Source organism: Chryseobacterium phocaeense (genome assembly GCF_900169075.1).
Taxonomy (GTDB): domain Bacteria; phylum Bacteroidota; class Bacteroidia; order Flavobacteriales; family Weeksellaceae; genus Chryseobacterium; species Chryseobacterium phocaeense.
This window is the reverse complement of sequence record NZ_LT827014.1, coordinates 40,760-55,356: the sequence shown is the minus strand read 5'-3', so window position 1 is coordinate 55,356 and position 14,597 is coordinate 40,760. Positions and strand designations below refer to the sequence as shown.

16 protein-coding genes are annotated in these 14,597 nt (G+C 39.4%); 1 reads left to right on the top strand and 15 read right to left on the bottom strand.

Going from position 1 to position 14,597, the window contains the following annotated elements; all coding sequences use genetic code 11:
- Positions 1-301: 301 nt before the first annotated feature.
- A complete protein-coding gene (locus B7E04_RS01750; RefSeq protein WP_139785312.1) occupies positions 302-2,947 on the top strand; it encodes a T9SS-dependent M36 family metallopeptidase in 2,646 nt (881 codons plus the stop codon).
- Positions 2,948-3,060: 113 nt separating this feature from the next.
- Here the strand turns inward: B7E04_RS01750 and B7E04_RS01745 are convergent, their stop codons facing one another.
- From B7E04_RS01745 to B7E04_RS01675, 15 genes are all read right to left on the bottom strand, one after another.
- Entirely contained in the window at positions 3,061-4,233 is a 1,173-nt protein-coding gene (locus B7E04_RS01745) for a DUF2062 domain-containing protein (RefSeq protein ID WP_080777004.1), read from the bottom strand.
- Positions 4,234-4,237: 4 nt separating this feature from the next.
- Positions 4,238-4,714 carry a hypothetical protein gene (locus B7E04_RS01740; RefSeq protein ID WP_080777002.1) on the bottom strand — a complete coding sequence of 159 codons (477 nt, stop codon included), beginning with the start codon at positions 4,712-4,714 and terminating at the stop codon, positions 4,238-4,240.
- 4 nt (positions 4,715-4,718) lie between these two features.
- The gene (locus B7E04_RS01735) at positions 4,719-5,090 is read right to left on the bottom strand and encodes an ApeI family dehydratase (protein ID WP_080777000.1); all 372 of its coding nucleotides are present in this window, start codon (positions 5,088-5,090) and stop codon (positions 4,719-4,721) included.
- A gap of 4 nt (positions 5,091-5,094) precedes the next feature.
- Positions 5,095-5,697, bottom strand: a complete 603-nt coding sequence (locus B7E04_RS01730; protein WP_080776998.1) for an outer membrane beta-barrel protein — start codon at positions 5,695-5,697, stop codon at positions 5,095-5,097.
- 1 nt (position 5,698) lies between these two features.
- Complete coding sequence (locus tag B7E04_RS01725; RefSeq protein WP_080776995.1) at positions 5,699-6,337, bottom strand: flexirubin biosynthesis protein LolB2; 639 nt, start codon at positions 6,335-6,337, stop codon at positions 5,699-5,701.
- Positions 6,303-6,929, bottom strand: coding sequence for a flexirubin biosynthesis/transport protein LolA2 (locus B7E04_RS01720; RefSeq protein WP_080776993.1), 627 nt, complete (start codon positions 6,927-6,929; stop codon positions 6,303-6,305). Before B7E04_RS01720 ends, B7E04_RS01725 begins: the two co-directional genes overlap by 35 nt.
- Positions 6,926-7,678, bottom strand: a complete 753-nt coding sequence (locus B7E04_RS01715) for a polysaccharide deacetylase family protein (protein WP_080776992.1) — start codon at positions 7,676-7,678, stop codon at positions 6,926-6,928. Before B7E04_RS01715 ends, B7E04_RS01720 begins: the two co-directional genes overlap by 4 nt.
- Positions 7,679-7,766: 88 nt before the next feature.
- Positions 7,767-8,828, bottom strand: a complete 1,062-nt coding sequence (locus tag B7E04_RS01710) for a beta-ketoacyl synthase N-terminal-like domain-containing protein (RefSeq protein ID WP_080776990.1) — start codon at positions 8,826-8,828, stop codon at positions 7,767-7,769.
- On the bottom strand, positions 8,825-10,024 hold the full coding sequence (locus tag B7E04_RS01705; protein WP_080776988.1) for a beta-ketoacyl-[acyl-carrier-protein] synthase family protein: 1,200 nt from the start codon (positions 10,022-10,024) through the stop codon (positions 8,825-8,827). Before B7E04_RS01705 ends, B7E04_RS01710 begins: the two co-directional genes overlap by 4 nt.
- An 89-nt stretch (positions 10,025-10,113) precedes the next feature.
- Complete coding sequence (locus B7E04_RS01700) at positions 10,114-10,371, bottom strand: phosphopantetheine-binding protein (protein ID WP_062654023.1); 258 nt, start codon at positions 10,369-10,371, stop codon at positions 10,114-10,116.
- Positions 10,372-10,484: 113 nt separating this feature from the next.
- Positions 10,485-11,027 (bottom strand): 3-oxoacyl-ACP synthase, encoded by a 543-nt coding sequence (locus B7E04_RS01695; protein WP_317043778.1) that lies wholly within the window; start codon positions 11,025-11,027, stop codon positions 10,485-10,487.
- A gap of 7 nt (positions 11,028-11,034) precedes the next feature.
- Positions 11,035-12,168, bottom strand: a complete 1,134-nt coding sequence (locus tag B7E04_RS01690; protein WP_080777932.1) for a beta-ketoacyl synthase N-terminal-like domain-containing protein — start codon at positions 12,166-12,168, stop codon at positions 11,035-11,037.
- A complete protein-coding gene (locus B7E04_RS01685; RefSeq protein WP_080776986.1) occupies positions 12,168-12,593 on the bottom strand; it encodes an acyl-CoA thioesterase in 426 nt (141 codons plus the stop codon). The genes B7E04_RS01690 and B7E04_RS01685 overlap by 1 nt, the downstream gene beginning before the upstream one ends.
- Positions 12,583-13,851 (bottom strand): ABC transporter permease, encoded by a 1,269-nt coding sequence (locus B7E04_RS01680; RefSeq protein ID WP_080776984.1) that lies wholly within the window; start codon positions 13,849-13,851, stop codon positions 12,583-12,585. Before B7E04_RS01680 ends, B7E04_RS01685 begins: the two co-directional genes overlap by 11 nt.
- The gene (locus B7E04_RS01675; RefSeq protein ID WP_080776981.1) at positions 13,838-14,596 is read right to left on the bottom strand and encodes an ABC transporter ATP-binding protein; all 759 of its coding nucleotides are present in this window, start codon (positions 14,594-14,596) and stop codon (positions 13,838-13,840) included. Before B7E04_RS01675 ends, B7E04_RS01680 begins: the two co-directional genes overlap by 14 nt.
- Between the last annotated feature and the right edge of the window lies 1 nt (position 14,597).

The following is a 14,597-nucleotide window of genomic DNA, read 5'->3' as shown; positions in this document are numbered from 1 at the left end:
CATTAAGTCCCGGAGCCAAGGCCTCGGGGCTTTTTATTTCTACCTGATTAATTTACAGCAAAGTTTATGGCCTGAACGAATACTAAACAAAAGTTTAATTTGCTGCTAATTTGTTTATTTTCTAATTATATTTCATTTTTCATAAGTTTATAAAAATTAGAATTTGCCTTTTTTTAATTAAATATTTGATTTGTTTTTATTTAAAATGCCTATTTTTTGAATACTATTTGATTTTTGTTCCTTTTTTTTATGATTTTTTATTGTGTTGATTTACTTTTCATCCGATTAAAAAAATCGAATTATGAGAAAAATTAAACTTTCAGTTAAACTTTTAATGCTGTGCTCAGTTTCAGGTTTTGGAATGATTTCGGCGCAAAAGTACGAGCAGGTTATCAGAGCCTATTTTAATTCTGAAAAAGGAGCTCTTGAAAGAGTGAATGAAGAACTCAAAGCATTTTCAGTGATCAATGTTGATCCTTCAGAAAGCTTAAAAGGAGACGTTGTTGGAATTCAGCAGACTATCAATGGGATTCCCGTGTTTGGTAGCTCAGCCAATGTACTCATCAGGGAAAATAAGGTTCTGAACTTTGCAGATACCTTTATTAAAACCTATCCTTCAAAAATAAGAGGGGTAATGAATAACGACAAGGACAAGCTGGTAGAGGATGTTGTCCGGAAATTTAACGGACTTAGCACATCTAAAAACAGTGAAGGAAAACAGGAACCTGTGAAAACTGATCTGGTGTATTTCGCAAAAGACGGTGAATTGATCCTGGGATATCACTTCAATATGGAAGAAAAAGAAACGGGAAAGCTATGGGGGATGATTATCAGTACAGATGACGGCTCCGTGCTTTATCAGGAAAACCTAACACTTTCCTGCAACTTCCATCCTGACGCTTATGGCCATTCTCACGCTGAGCATCCTTCAGAATCTAAGAATATTTATCCTTCTCCTTTGGCGGAAAATCAGAAGAATAAGAATTTTGTGCTTGCTGCACCGGATGATGCTTCTTATAATGTCCTTGCCTTTCCGGTGGAGGGCCCTACTTTTGGATCCAGAACTTTGATTAGTAATCCCTGGGATCTGACAGCTTCTCCTGAAGGATGGCATTATGATGGAACTACCAGGTATACCAATACAAGGGGAAATAACGTGTTTGCGTATACAGACGAAATCGGGAACAATACCGTTCAGTTTTCTCCGGATGGAGGAGCGGCAAGGGCATTTGATTTCCCAATGGATGTAAGCCTGACCGTAGGAAATTATACTTCTGCCGCTGTGACCAATTTATTTTATGCTAATAATAAAGTGCATGATATATTTTATAAGTTTGGGTTTACAGAGACTGCCAGAAATTTTCAGAAAAATAATTTTGGAAAAGGGGGGAGTGGAAATGATGCTGTACTTGCGGAGGCAAGGGAGGGAAAGGGATATGGTAATGCCGACTTTACATCACCATCTGATGGATCTGCGCCAAGAATGCAGATGTTTCTTTGGGAACCCGGCAATATGCAGTTGCTCTTCTACAATTCGCCATCCGGATATACCGGAAGAACTCCGGCCGGTAAAACTGCCCTTTTTGGGTATAAACTGGAAGGTAATGCACCAAAAACAGGTAACATGGCTGTTGTAACCCCGGCTGATGGCTGTACTGCTATTTCTCAGGATCTTAAAAATAAAATTGCCTTAATAGAAAGGGGGGGATGTAGTTATACTGTCAAGGTTAAAAATGCTCAGTTAAAAGGAGCGGTAGGAGCTGTTATTTACAATACTCCTGCATCTGTCGGTTTTGGAATGATGGGTGGAGCAGATACTTCTATTAATATCCCGGCTGTTTTAATTGAGAACTCAGAAGGTGCATTCCTCGTTAATGAAATAAGCAATGGTGCCGTAATTAATTCAACATTAAAATATGACAAGCCGAACTATATCTATAAAGACACAAGTTTAGACAATGGTATTATTGTTCATGAATACGGACATGGTATCAGCAATCGTATGACAGGTAAAGGAAGCAACTGCATGAATCCGGCAACATCCAACGAGCAGATGGGAGAAGGATGGTCTGATTTTTTTGCTTTAATGCTTACAAACAGACCAGGGGATAATGCTTCCGTGCCTAGAGGGATGGGTACTTTTGCATCCGATCAACCAATCGATGGAATAGGTATCAGACCGGCAAAATATTCACCTGATTTTACAGTTAATAATTTTACCTACGGAAAAACTAACGGGATGAAGATCAGTAGTTCATCTTTTGGTATGACTACTAACAAAGCAGATGTACACAGCATAGGATTCGTTTGGGCGACCATGCTTTGGGATCTTAACTGGAAGTATGTAGAAAAATACGGTTATAATAGTGATGTGCTGGCAGATGCTAACAGTGGAAGTTCAAGAGTTCTGCAGCTGGTGGTGGATGCCTTGAAGCTGCAACCATGCAATCCTAATTTTATACAGGGAAGAGATGCTATTCTGGCTGCTGATAAGGCAAAGACCGGAGGTGTAGATAAATGTATGATCTGGAATACATTCGCTAAAAGAGGTTTAGGAGTTAATGCAAAGCCTGGATTACTGAAATCACCAGGATTTGGCACAGACAATTCCTTGGATGATCAGGTAGAAGACTTTACGGTTCCGGCAGAATGTAATACAGCCGGCAAGAGCGTAATAACAGAGAATGATAAACCTTCAGAAAATATTTCAATCTATCCAAATCCGGTGACAGATAAGTTTACCATAAAAACGCCTTCAGGAATGGATCTTTCAGGAATTACAACGGTTTCTATTTATGATTTTACCGGAAAACTTGTTTCTACCGAAAGAATTAACCTTAACAAACAGACTACCGTTAATGTTAATACCCTGCTGAATGGAGCATACATGGTGAAAATTACCGGTAATACTATTAATTACAGCCAGAAAATCATCGTTTCAAAATAAAAAAGTAGAATAATTTTCATACCATTAAGTCCCGGGGCGAAGGCTTCGGGGCTTTTTATTTTTGAAGTACAACAGTTGAAAAAAATAGTTGAAGATCAGGATGCCACATCTCTTTAGTTATTTTCAGGATTCAGCTTATTCAGAAAAAGAAATGAGACTATGCCGGAAATGGCAGACATTGTGGTCGCTAAAATTGTACTTCCGATGACATACTGAAGCAGATTATTCTTGATCAGTTCAAAATTCAGTTCGCTGCTCATGATATTGCTGTCGCCATGTACAAAAGGAGAACCAAGGAATAAAGAAGCGGCAATAATGAAAGGAATAAAAGGCGGAAGGCTCACGTTGGATGCCACAAACGCCAGGACTTTATTCAGCTTAAAAAGAACTGACAGGGAGATCACAAGTAACGTATGGAAGCCCCAAAAAGGAGAAAACCCAATAAATACCCCCAGCGCTATTGAAAACGCTTTCGTCCGGTTGCTGCCGTCACTTTCAAGGACATCTTCCTTTATGAATCTTTTAAAGCTTTTTTTTTTGAAATTATTCACGAAGTTTCGCGGAATAATGTAAAGCAGGGTGATGGTAACAAGAATGGTATTCAGAATGCTGATCCTCGTGAAATCTTTAAATGGTCTGAAGTGGGAAACCCTTTCCGCAGGATCATATAAAACCTTTATGGGCACATTCTTCACCGGTACATGCCTCCATGCGGTACGTACAATGATTTCGATCTCGAATTCAAACTTAGGAGTGAAATATTTCTTCGGAATTTTCAACAGTGGATAGAGCCGGTAGCCTGATTGGGTGTCTTCAAGCTTGATTCCGGTTTCAAACCAAAACCAGAAGTTGGAAAACCTGTTCCCGAAGCTGCTCTTTTTAGGAATTCCATCCTGAGACATATTCCGGTTTCCAATCAAAAGAACATCCTCCTTTTCCAGAAGAAGGGCTTCTACAAACACCGGAATATCATCCGGATAATGCTGCCCATCCGAATCAATGGTGATGGCGTGGTGATAGCCTGCTTTTTTTGCCTTTCTGAATCCAACTTTCAGTGCATTTCCCTTCCCTTTGTTTTCAGGGAGCGAGATCACGGTGATCTCCGGATATTCTGATAAAATCTGAGCAGTAGAATCCGTAGAGCCGTCATTCACCGCAATAATGTTTCCGGTGTAATCCAGCACACCGTCTATCACTCTTCTCAGAGTTTTTTCATTGTTGTAAGTAGGTATTAAAATGCAGATTTTCTTTTCAGAAATTGCATTTTGTACTTCAGGAAGGGTCATTGTTTTATTTTAAAGTGGCTTTTTCTGCCTCTGTAAATGATTTGGACTGCATGGCAAATTTTTTTACATAGCTTTTCAATGCTGAATTCTGCTTGCTGTAGTTATTGATCAGAAAAGTTTTATCATCCTTAATGCTGCCTCTGTACCCAACAATTTTTGGAATATTTTCCTGAACGCTTAATCTGATCAGGCGCAGTTCAATATTGTTGGGATTACTTTTGATAATGCTTTCAAGAGCAGTAGCCCCTGTTTTTACCATCGCTTTTCTGTCTTTTTTAGCAATCTTGGCGCGCATGATGTCTGCCGCGGCCTTGTATCCGTTGGTTACAGCATCATTACCGGACTGATCTTCCGCAAGATTAATGAACGCTTCCGTGTTGGCATTGGAAAGATTCGCTTTTGCATAGCTGTTTCTCAACGCTTCCATATTGGACTGGAAGAAAAAGACAATGGCTGTAATGAAGGCAAATAAAAGTTTCATGATGTTATTTTTTATAGCTTACCGACATTTTCAATGCAATAGTCTCGCCAAAAGAGGTTGTATTTTTTACTTTAACACCTTCTTCATCTTCTGTAATATCCAGCTGAAGTTTCAGGTCCGGGGTCTCAAACGGGTTGATAATGGCCATGAACTTTACGTTCGAGGCGGTTTTTAAAAATAATTTTGATGCCGTGATTTCTTCCGTCAGTTCTTTTACAATCTGCATCATACAAACGCCTGGCGTTACCGGATTTCCCGGAAAATGACCTTTAAAAATATCATGATCTTTATTCAGATGGATATAGGTGGTATAACTTCCGTTTTCTGCTTTGTCGTATGATTGTAAGGTGTAAAAGTCTGTAAGGATGGTCTGCATGATCTTATTTTTTCATGTTAAATGTATAATAAAGTCCCGTCTGGAAAACCACATTGGAATGGTTGCTGTTGTAGCTGTCCACAGGGATAAAGCCTTTCTTTACACGGGCTTCAATTCCGAAATTCGGGGTAATGTCATAACCTAAGCCGACTGTAATTCCCAGGTCAATTTCATTTTCAGGATCAAAATTCTTTTTCTCTACTACAAATTCCAGAGTAGGTCCTGCATGTACGTTGAACTTATTGAAATAGAATTTATTAATCAGTTGCATTCCCAGGTAAGACACCGAAAGAGTTCTCCCGTCCCAGTTGTTCACATTCGTATGTATTTTCGCTCCCTGTCTGGAATAATTGATCTCCGGCTGCAAAGCATAAAATTTCGCCAGACGGATATTCCCAAGAAAACCGATATAAAAATCTGTTTTGGTTTTGTAGTCCATATATGGCTGCTGAGCGTTGGGAAACTCGTTGTAATAGTAATAATTGAAATCTTCACTGTTTGAAAAGTGAGAAAAATTGGCTCCGGCTCTTATTCCCGGGGTAAATGTTACCTGTGAAAATGCAAAGCCTGAGATCAGGGCTGTGAGTAAAAACAGAATTTTTTTCATGTTATTTTTCTTCGGTTTCGGTTATCTGAAATAGTTTTATATTGATTTTGAAATCCTTGTGCTGAAGGTTCAAACTATCCGCGAAGATATGTTTTTTTGCCTCAAAAGTAAAATCAATTTTTGCCTTATTGTTTTTGGTATAAATGATCTCCTTCAGCAGTCCGTTTTCTTTATTGAAAAACAGGTAGTATGCTTTGTTATCGGCTTTTGACAGATAAATTTTAGCCTGATCATTTTCAAAAGATTCATTCACGGGATATTTTCTTTTAAGCAGCTGCTGAAAATCGTTTTTCAGGAAATTGATGACAATTTTTTTATCCAGATCCGGAAGTACATAGTTCAGTTTAAAATCATTTTCCGAAATCTCAAAATCTATCAGTTTATTTCCAAAATCTGAGGTCATGGCCACACGGTGTGTGGTTTCGTTCAGTTTTTTGATGATGAGAATACCACTTACGTGATTTTTATAAATATCCATCTGGCATTTATACACATAATCTTCACCGGAAGAAAAATATAAATTTTCAACCGTTTTTTCAGAAGTCTGAACCGGCTTTGCCTCTGTAAGCTGATACGTTTTACAGGAAACAGCAAGGAAAACCAGGCTACAGGCTAAACTCCGAAGCAGCAATCGTGGCATTGATCCTGGTATTTTTGAAAAGAATATTGGTAGTATCACCGGAGGCTTCCGTCATATTCACCTGCGAAACCGTGGATTGGTTTTTAGGGAAATGTAACTCGATCTGTTTGATGTATTTCAGTAACTGTGAAGATTTGGGAGTGAATTTAGCTACATTAAAATTCCCGTTTTTATAATAAGAAACGCTAAACTCCGGATCATTGAACATTTTTCCGTTTGAGCTTCCCACGATCAGTTTATTGATCTTCTCAAATGTTTTGCTTTTGGCATCTACAGATGATTTTTTTCCCTGATCGTTAATGTAAATTTTACTGTCTTTAAAAACAATACTGTACTGATAAGGCTTGGTATATTTCCAGCTCAGCATATTGGGTGATTTCAAAGACATTTTCCCATAGGTCACAATATTTTTGTCCAGGAAATCCATTTTTTTGGTCTGCGTAAAATCGCTTTGCAGGGTTTTGATTTCTTTGGTTTCAGAAGAAACTTTGGTTACAAATGCCTTTGCTTCTGCTCCGGACATGGCTGTCATTTGAGCGGAAATGAATCCGGAAACCAGTAAAAATGCGCCGAAAGCTATATTTTTAATCATTTTTTCGTTGATTTTATCATTGAATCGATCGTAAACGTCGAATATTTTTTATCCTTCAAAAATAGCAATAAATCTACCAATACATTATATGTCTTTTCAGACGTGTCGTGGAGAAGGATAATGCTGCCTTTTTTCAGCCCTTTTGTAATTCTGTTGTAAATTTTCTTTTCGTCATCGGTAATGGTGTCCAGTGAACGGACATTCCAGCCGATGCTTTTTTTACCAGTTCTTCTGATGGCTTTGGCAATACTGGGATTCGTTACCCCGAAAGGAGGCCGGTAAAGATCGGTTTTTATGTTCCCGGTTTTGGCCATTACATCATCACATTTTTCAATTTCTTCCACCATTTTTGACGCAGATAAAAATCCCGTGTTATTGGAATGGGAAAAGGTGTGATTTCCTATGGTATGACCTTCAGCGATAATTCTTTGGAAGGTCTCAGGGTATTTTTCAATCTGTTTTCCGATGCAGAAAAAAGTGGCTTTCACCTGGTGTTCCTGAAGCAGGTCTAAAAACCGTGGTGTAAATTCGGTAGGCCCGTCATCAAAAGTAAGGGCAACTTCGTTGATCTTCGTTCTTTTGCGGATCATGCTGTTGACAAAATAACCCAGCCCGATATCAAAAGATCCCCAAACCACCACTGCAGAAAAAGCAAGAAACCCAACCAGATACACCCAAAAACTTCCATGAAACGCATAAATAAAAACGTTGCAGAAAAGATAGAATACAATGAATGGATAATGTTTCATCTTTTGAATTTTTAGTCGTTTTTTTGATAAGCAATAAGCAATAAGCAATAAGCAAATTCGCCTTTCGCTGTTTTGCCTTTTCGCCCCCTTAACTTCTCTCCAGCAGCACCAGGCTATGATCGCTTCCCGCCAGGTGGTTATAAAGAAGGATATTCTTCACCTCAGTTTTTTTCACTGGATTGATCATCATAATTTCAGGAATCTGCTGTTCTTTCAGGATATGGCAGGCCATAAATATTGAAAAACCGCTTGCCGTATTGAATTCCCCGCTCAGGTGTTTGTAATACAGTAACGCTGAATTTTGAAATAGATCCATCGCTTTTGTATAATAAACATCCGATTTTTGATCCCCGCTGAAACCTAAAATCACAGCATCAATATCTTCAGCCTGTACATTGTTTTTCGCTAAAAAATCAAGGATAAATGATCCGGTTTCCTCTGTATCAAGCCTGTTACTGATCCGGATATCTGTAAGTTTAGCGTATGATGTTTCGGTTTTATTTTTTCCCAAAACAAAGAATGCAGCCCCTTCACCCCAGCTCACGCCATCCGTTTCGGAATGCAGATGATTCACAGGCAGATCTTCCTCTTTTTTAATGGTATTATTTAAGCGGTACAGCTCCATCGTCCTTTCGGTCTGCTCATCGGCAGCTCCTACAAGTACATTTTCCGCTTCTTCATCGTTGAGCTGAAGTTTTGCATCGAGAAATGAAAATTCCAGAGACGAAGATGTATTCACATAAGTGAAATTGTACGCATGGCACTGCAGGCCCAAAGCGATCTGCCCTGCTACTGTATTGTGTGTAGACTGGATAAAAAACGTAGGTGTTAAAAACTCCTCGTTATTGTCGATCACATTTTTCAGGAATTTTTCAGAATCCTGCGAGCATCCCATTCCTGTTCCTACAATGATAGCACCCGGTTGTTCTATTCCCGCTTCTTTTAAGGCATAATGGGAAGCTACGGAGCTCATTTTTACGGTTTTGGACATTCTCCTGATCATGGCAGGCGGAATGAATTCCTTATAATTCGGTTCTATTGCTTTTAAGATCTGCGTGGAATTTTCAGCAGTAAGGTCGTGGAAAAACTGATCTTTTAAAGTGTCCTGTACCGAGATGCAGGATGCACTGTTGATGTATACTGCGCTCATGATTTAGAAAAAATTAAGGTAGAACAGTTACCTCCGAATCCGAATGAATTGGAAAGCACATGGTTAATACTTTTCTCTTTCAGTTCAGTAACCGGAGTTAAATCGAATTCTTCCATTTTTGTTTTGAAATTCAGGTTGGGGAAAATAACCCCGTGCTGCATGGCTAAAATGGAATACACCGCTTCAATTCCTGCCGCAGCGGCCAGCGTATGTCCCGTAAAGGCTTTTGTAGAGCTGAACTCAGGTACATTTCCTTCACCGAAAATCCTGATCATGGCAATGCCTTCAGAAAGATCGTTATTGGGAGTAGCTGTTCCGTGAACGTTGATATAATTTATATCTTTTTTTTCCAGTCCGGATATTTTCAAAGCCTGTTGCATAGCTAAAAAAGCGCCCTGTCCGTTTTCCGATGATGCGGTCTGATGGTGGGCATCGTTGGCATTCCCGTAGCCGGAAAGATAAGCCAGAACCTTTTTATTTTCTTTTTTCACCACCTCATCAGATTCAAGAATAATAAAGGCGGCCGCTTCTCCAAGATTCAATCCTTTTCGGTCGTTGTCGAACGGAGTATTGTAAGAATCGGTGAGGATCATCAGCGTATTGAAACCATTCAGTGTAAATTTTGAAAGAGAATCTGTACCTCCCACAATAACACGGTCCAATACCCCGTTTTTAATGAGCTTTGCTCCCATCATGATTGCATTGGCCGCTGAAGAGCAGGCGGTGCTGATGGTAGAAACGATCCCTTTCAGGCCAAGATAATCAGCAATTGCTAATGATGAAGTGCCTGCGTCATGGGCATCGATGTATTTTTGCTTCTCAGGAAAGTCTTCGTAAGAGTAGAAGTATTTTTCTGTGATATCCATTCCGCCAACACTGGTGGAAGATATGAGTCCGGTCTTGTATTCATTAAGATCTGAAATGCCGGCAGATTCTACAGCTTCTTTTGCGGCAACCATCCCTAATAAAGAGGTTCTGGTTATATTATTATCTTCAGGCAGCTGAAGTTTTTGTACCAGTTCTTCATTAGACCATTTTATTTCACCTGTTTTTAAAGCTCCGGCATGGCGGGTCTCAAACATTTCAATATCTGAAATTCCATATTTCCCGGTTTTCAGCGAAACAAAATTTTCCTCCACGTTATTTCCGATAGAGGAGATGATACCCATTCCTGTGATGGCAATTTTTCGACTCATTTTATTGTATAATGTACCAGTATAATGTATCAGTGTAACAGTTTACCAATAATTGCTACACTGTTAAACTGTTACATTGCTACATTGATTTATTTCGTTCTGTTTTCTTCAATGAATTTGGCCATTGTATCGATAGAAGCGAAAATTTCCTTTCCTTTTTTAGGATCAGCAAGCTTAATTCCGTAGTCTTTATCAAGAAGCACGATCAGCTCAAGGGCATCGATAGAATCAAGGCCAAGACCTCCTCCGAATAACGGATCAGCATCTTTGATTTCTTCTACAGAAACGTCTTCAAGGTTAAGGACTTCGATAATTTTGTGCTTCAATTCTGTTTTTAAGTTTTCCATAATTATTTTAATTAATGTAGCAATTTATCAATGTACCAGTGTACCAATGCCCAGATTGTAAGGATTGTTACATTGCTGGACTGTTATATTGTTACATTTATGTTATTACATTTCTACAAGGTTAGCAAATATACAAAAGCTTTATAATTTTCCTGATAAAGTTCTGTCCATCCGCAGAGAACTTTTTCTGCTTTTCCGGAGATCAGGATCTGTTCAGCGTAATCGTTCAAAAATTCTTCATCCGGCTCTTCCAGGACGAAAAAGGCATTTTCGGTCTGCATCTTATGTCTGATGCTGATTTCACCTACACAGATATTGGGTAAAGTATAGACAAATACAGCAGGACTTGGAAAATAATTTTCCTGTGAATTGATGCTTTCCTGGTATTTAAAATCGGTATCCAGGCTTGATGATCTGTTGGCAAAAACAATTGCGGTTCTGCTGTGGTCGTCATTTTTTAAGATCATTTCTGCTGCCAGGAAAGCCAGTTTGCTCAGCTGATCCATTTTGTGAAATTTCGGGTAGCTGAGTTCTGAATTTTTATAGGCTTCTTTCGCAAATTCATGAAAAATCTCATGTTGGCCTTCAAAAACAAGATCTCCGTTAACGGTTATTTTACCTTGTTCTATGGTACAGCTCTCTGTTTTCTTCATCATTTTCATTTTAACATTTTTCCAAAACAACCGCTGCATTACAACCTCCAAAACCAGAAGCCGTTTTTAGAATGTATTTCACCGCTGCAGGCTGGTTTTCTGTAATGATATTCAAGGGCTGTGAAACTCCCATAACTTCAAAGTTTTTAGAAGGGATGATCATTTCATGACGGGCACTTTCCATAGATATAATGCTTTCCAGCAGGCCGGAAGCCCCAAGGCAGTGTCCGTAATAGCCTTTCATACTGTTGAGGGGAACCTGTTGAAGATCCATCCTGTTGAAAGCAATGGCTTCCATTTCGTCATTGTAGGATGTTGCCGTTCCGTGGGCAGAAATAAAACCGATCTGCTCCGGGGTGACACCGGCTTCTGTCATGGCGTTTCTGATGCTGGCATACAATCCGTCCCCCGTTCTGGAAGGTCCGGAAATATGATTGGCATCATTCACCGCAGAATCTCCGAGAATTTTAAACCTAAAGCTTTCGTTTTCTTTTGGTTCCGAAGTGATATACACTGCTGCGGCTGCTTCACCGATATTGATTCCGTTCCTGTTCCGGTCATAGGGTTTACAAGGTTCTGTTCCGATGGCCTGGAAAGAATTGAAGCCCGAGATCACAAATTCGGAAACCTCATCGCCGGCAATAACGAAGGCGTCTTTATATTTTCCGGTACGGATCATACTTTTAGCAACAGCAATAGCCATAACTCCCGAAACGCAGGCATTGGAAACGACTACAGGTTTTGTTTTAAAACCAAACGCATCTGCAATTTTCTGTGCTAATTTTGAAAGATAAACCCCTTCCGGTAATTCAGTCTGGTTTTTTAATAAGCTGATATTGCCTTTTGTGGTTGACAAAATAAAAGCAGTTTTTTCTGTAATCTGATGTTTTTCAACCAGAGGCTGTAAGCTCAGAAGGAACATTTTTTCCAGCCGGGTAAAATTCTGATTTTCAAATTTATTTTTAAATGCTTCGTTGAGCTTTTCAGTATCAATAACGGATGCATAAAATGCCTCCTGGTTTTCAATAACCGTATGTAATGCTACGCCTGATTGTCCTTCCAAAAGATGATTCCAGTTAGAAGGAACATCAAATCCTAAAGGAGTGACGCAGCTGTAATCAGTGATATAAATTTCCTTCTTCATCATAATCCCATTTTATCTTTCCAAGCCTGAAAAAAGCCGGGATTATAAAGGCATAAAGTACCGTTGCTGTCTAGAAAAACCTGAATGGTTTCTCCGCTGCAGACCAATTGATTATCCTGATTGAACAGTTCGTAGGTGTAAATAAGTTTTGCAGATCTGGAATTCACAAAAGTGGTTACAATCCTGAATGTTTCGCCGTATTTTAAGGGAAGGAAATGTTCACAGGTGCTTTTTACGATGGGCGTTACAAATCCTGCATTCTGAATGTCAAGATAGGTAAGTCCGTGCTGACGGCCAAAAGCTTCTCTTCCATCCTCAAAATACACAATATAATGGCCATGCCAGACAATTCCCAGAGGATCTGTCTCATTGAACCTTACTCTTACCTCTTCGGTACAGGTTAATATATTTTCTTTAGACTGCATTTTGTTTTCTTTCGTAAAAAATAGAAATCGCGACCATTGCAATGTAGAAGGCAAAAAGGAAGGCAAGCTCCTTAGCAACTCCGCCAATGCCGCTGTTTCTTAAAATAATATCGTAATAGGCGTTCAGCCCCCAGTTCATAGGGGAGAATTTAGCCACGGTCTGCATAAAATCGGGCATTAAAAATACCGGAACCCATATCCCTCCAATGGCCGCAAGAACAACAACTGAAGTTGCTCCAAACGGCGCAGACTGTTCCTGGGTGTCCGCAATGGTTCCCAGTAAAATACCAAACCCGATTGCTGCCAGTCCTGAAAACAGAGTGACAACCAAAAGATAGAACATCTTTCCGGAAACATCAAACGCCGGAAGATCCATGTAAGGGAAAAGATAAACTCCCACCGCTACCATCAGTAAAAACTGAATGATACAGATAATAAGATAAGTAAATGTTTTTCCTAAAATATGAACAAAATAAGGAGTCGGGCTGATTCTTGCCCTCACACTGGTTCCCTGGCTTTTTTCTTTAACCAGATTGATGGATAAGGGAACCACAATGAAAAAGATAGCAAAAAGGGTCCAGGCAGGGACATTATGCTGAACGGAATTCGGCAGAACATCCATGGCTCCTTTTTTAGGGGTAATCTCCTTAAAACTGATGAGGTTTTTATTTTCTTCAAGATTTTCCTCAGTTCCGAGCTGATCCTGAAATGCTTTGTAGATCTTTTTATTCTCGATCTCAAAAACCATTTTATTCACAGAATTCATCACAGAGTTTTTGAAACCGGCATTGGTGGCAGGATCAAAATACAGATGAATTTCTTTGGCTTTCGGAGCAGTTTTTTTAACGGCTGCGGAATCTCCTTCCAGCCCAAACGAGCTTACAATCGTCTGAACTTTGGAGTCTATATTGGAATTTAAATCTTTCGTTAAATTTTCAGGGATGACGATGGCCATCTGATAATCTCCGGAAAATACAGCATCCTGCGCTGATTTTTCATTGTAATTCGTCAGCAGCTGGAATGTTTTGCTGGTTTCCAGCTCGTGTTTTATATTTTTTGAGACTTCAGATTTGTCATTATCAATAAAAATAATCGGGATTTTTGAACCTTCCAGATTTTTAAAGGTAGAATCCTGAATTAAAGTAATGGTTACAATTAACAGCAACGGCATGACAAAAATAATGACAATTCCCCCGATATCTCTTTTCAGAAGAAGAATTTCCTTCACAAAGCTTCTCCACAATTTATACAACAACATCTCTTAATTCTTTTCCGGTTAATGAAATGAAAACGTCTTCCAGGTTTTCGGCACTAGCAATCTGCTGCACCAGTTCTTCCGGTGTTCCTACCGCATGAATTCTCCCTCTGTCGATAATAGCAATCTTCGTACAAAATTCTTCCGCCTCGGACAGGTGGTGGGAGGTATAGATAATGCAGGTGCCGTTTTTGTTCAGCTCCTGTAAGAAATCAATGATTACTTTTTTGGACTGTACATCTACTCCTACCGTAGGCTCGTCAAGAAATAATACTTTGGGATTATGGAGCGTTCCTGCGATAAGGTTGCAGCGGCGTTTCATTCCACCTGAAAACTGTTCTACCTGCTTATCTGCAAATTTTGAAAGTCCCATGATCTCCAGTGATTCATCAATTGTTTTCCTCAGCTCTTTATGTTTTAATCCGTAAAGACTTCCGTAAAACATCAGGTTTTCTTTAGCGGTAAGGGTAGGATACAATGCATATTCCTGAGGTACGATGCCCATAATCTGCTTAATCTTAAAGCTGTCTTTCTGGGGAGAAAGGCCGTTGATGGTAAACTGTCCGGAAGTGGGTTTGATCAGTCCGGAAAGCATGGAGATTAAAGTGGTTTTTCCTGCGCCGTTGGGCCCAAGGATTCCATAGATCTCGTTTTTTTCTATATTCAGCGAGATATCGTTGACAGAAAACTCTTCAGAGTTTTTGTATTTTTTATACAGATTTTTAATCTCAATCATATTCTCTGCCATA

Bases quoted from the DNA above. Each gene is read 5' to 3' on its own strand.
- B7E04_RS01710 (WP_080776990.1), bottom strand. From the start codon at position 8,828: ATGAGCGCAGTATACATCAACAGTGCATCCTGCATCTCGGTACAGGAC.
- B7E04_RS01715 (WP_080776992.1), bottom strand. From the start codon at position 7,678: ATGAAACATTATCCATTCATTGTATTCTATCTTTTCTGCAACGTTTTT.
- B7E04_RS01700 (WP_062654023.1), bottom strand. From the start codon at position 10,371: ATGGAAAACTTAAAAACAGAATTGAAGCACAAAATTATCGAAGTCCTT.
- B7E04_RS01690 (WP_080777932.1), bottom strand. From the start codon at position 12,168: ATGAAGAAGGAAATTTATATCACTGATTACAGCTGCGTCACTCCTTTA.
- B7E04_RS01725 (WP_080776995.1), bottom strand. From the start codon at position 6,337: ATGCCACGATTGCTGCTTCGGAGTTTAGCCTGTAGCCTGGTTTTCCTT.
- B7E04_RS01685 (WP_080776986.1), bottom strand. From the start codon at position 12,593: ATGCAGTCTAAAGAAAATATATTAACCTGTACCGAAGAGGTAAGAGTA.
- B7E04_RS01730 (WP_080776998.1), bottom strand. From the start codon at position 5,697: ATGAAAAAAATTCTGTTTTTACTCACAGCCCTGATCTCAGGCTTTGCA.
- B7E04_RS01740 (WP_080777002.1), bottom strand. From the start codon at position 4,714: ATGAAACTTTTATTTGCCTTCATTACAGCCATTGTCTTTTTCTTCCAG.
- B7E04_RS01745 (WP_080777004.1), bottom strand. From the start codon at position 4,233: ATGACCCTTCCTGAAGTACAAAATGCAATTTCTGAAAAGAAAATCTGC.
- B7E04_RS01695 (WP_317043778.1), bottom strand. From the start codon at position 11,027: ATGATGAAGAAAACAGAGAGCTGTACCATAGAACAAGGTAAAATAACC.
- B7E04_RS01735 (WP_080777000.1), bottom strand. From the start codon at position 5,090: ATGCAGACCATCCTTACAGACTTTTACACCTTACAATCATACGACAAA.
- B7E04_RS01680 (WP_080776984.1), bottom strand. From the start codon at position 13,851: ATGTTGTTGTATAAATTGTGGAGAAGCTTTGTGAAGGAAATTCTTCTT.
- B7E04_RS01720 (WP_080776993.1), bottom strand. From the start codon at position 6,929: ATGATTAAAAATATAGCTTTCGGCGCATTTTTACTGGTTTCCGGATTC.
- B7E04_RS01750 (WP_139785312.1), top strand. From the start codon at position 302: ATGAGAAAAATTAAACTTTCAGTTAAACTTTTAATGCTGTGCTCAGTT.
- B7E04_RS01705 (WP_080776988.1), bottom strand. From the start codon at position 10,024: ATGAGTCGAAAAATTGCCATCACAGGAATGGGTATCATCTCCTCTATC.
- B7E04_RS01675 (WP_080776981.1), bottom strand. From the start codon at position 14,596: ATGGCAGAGAATATGATTGAGATTAAAAATCTGTATAAAAAATACAAA.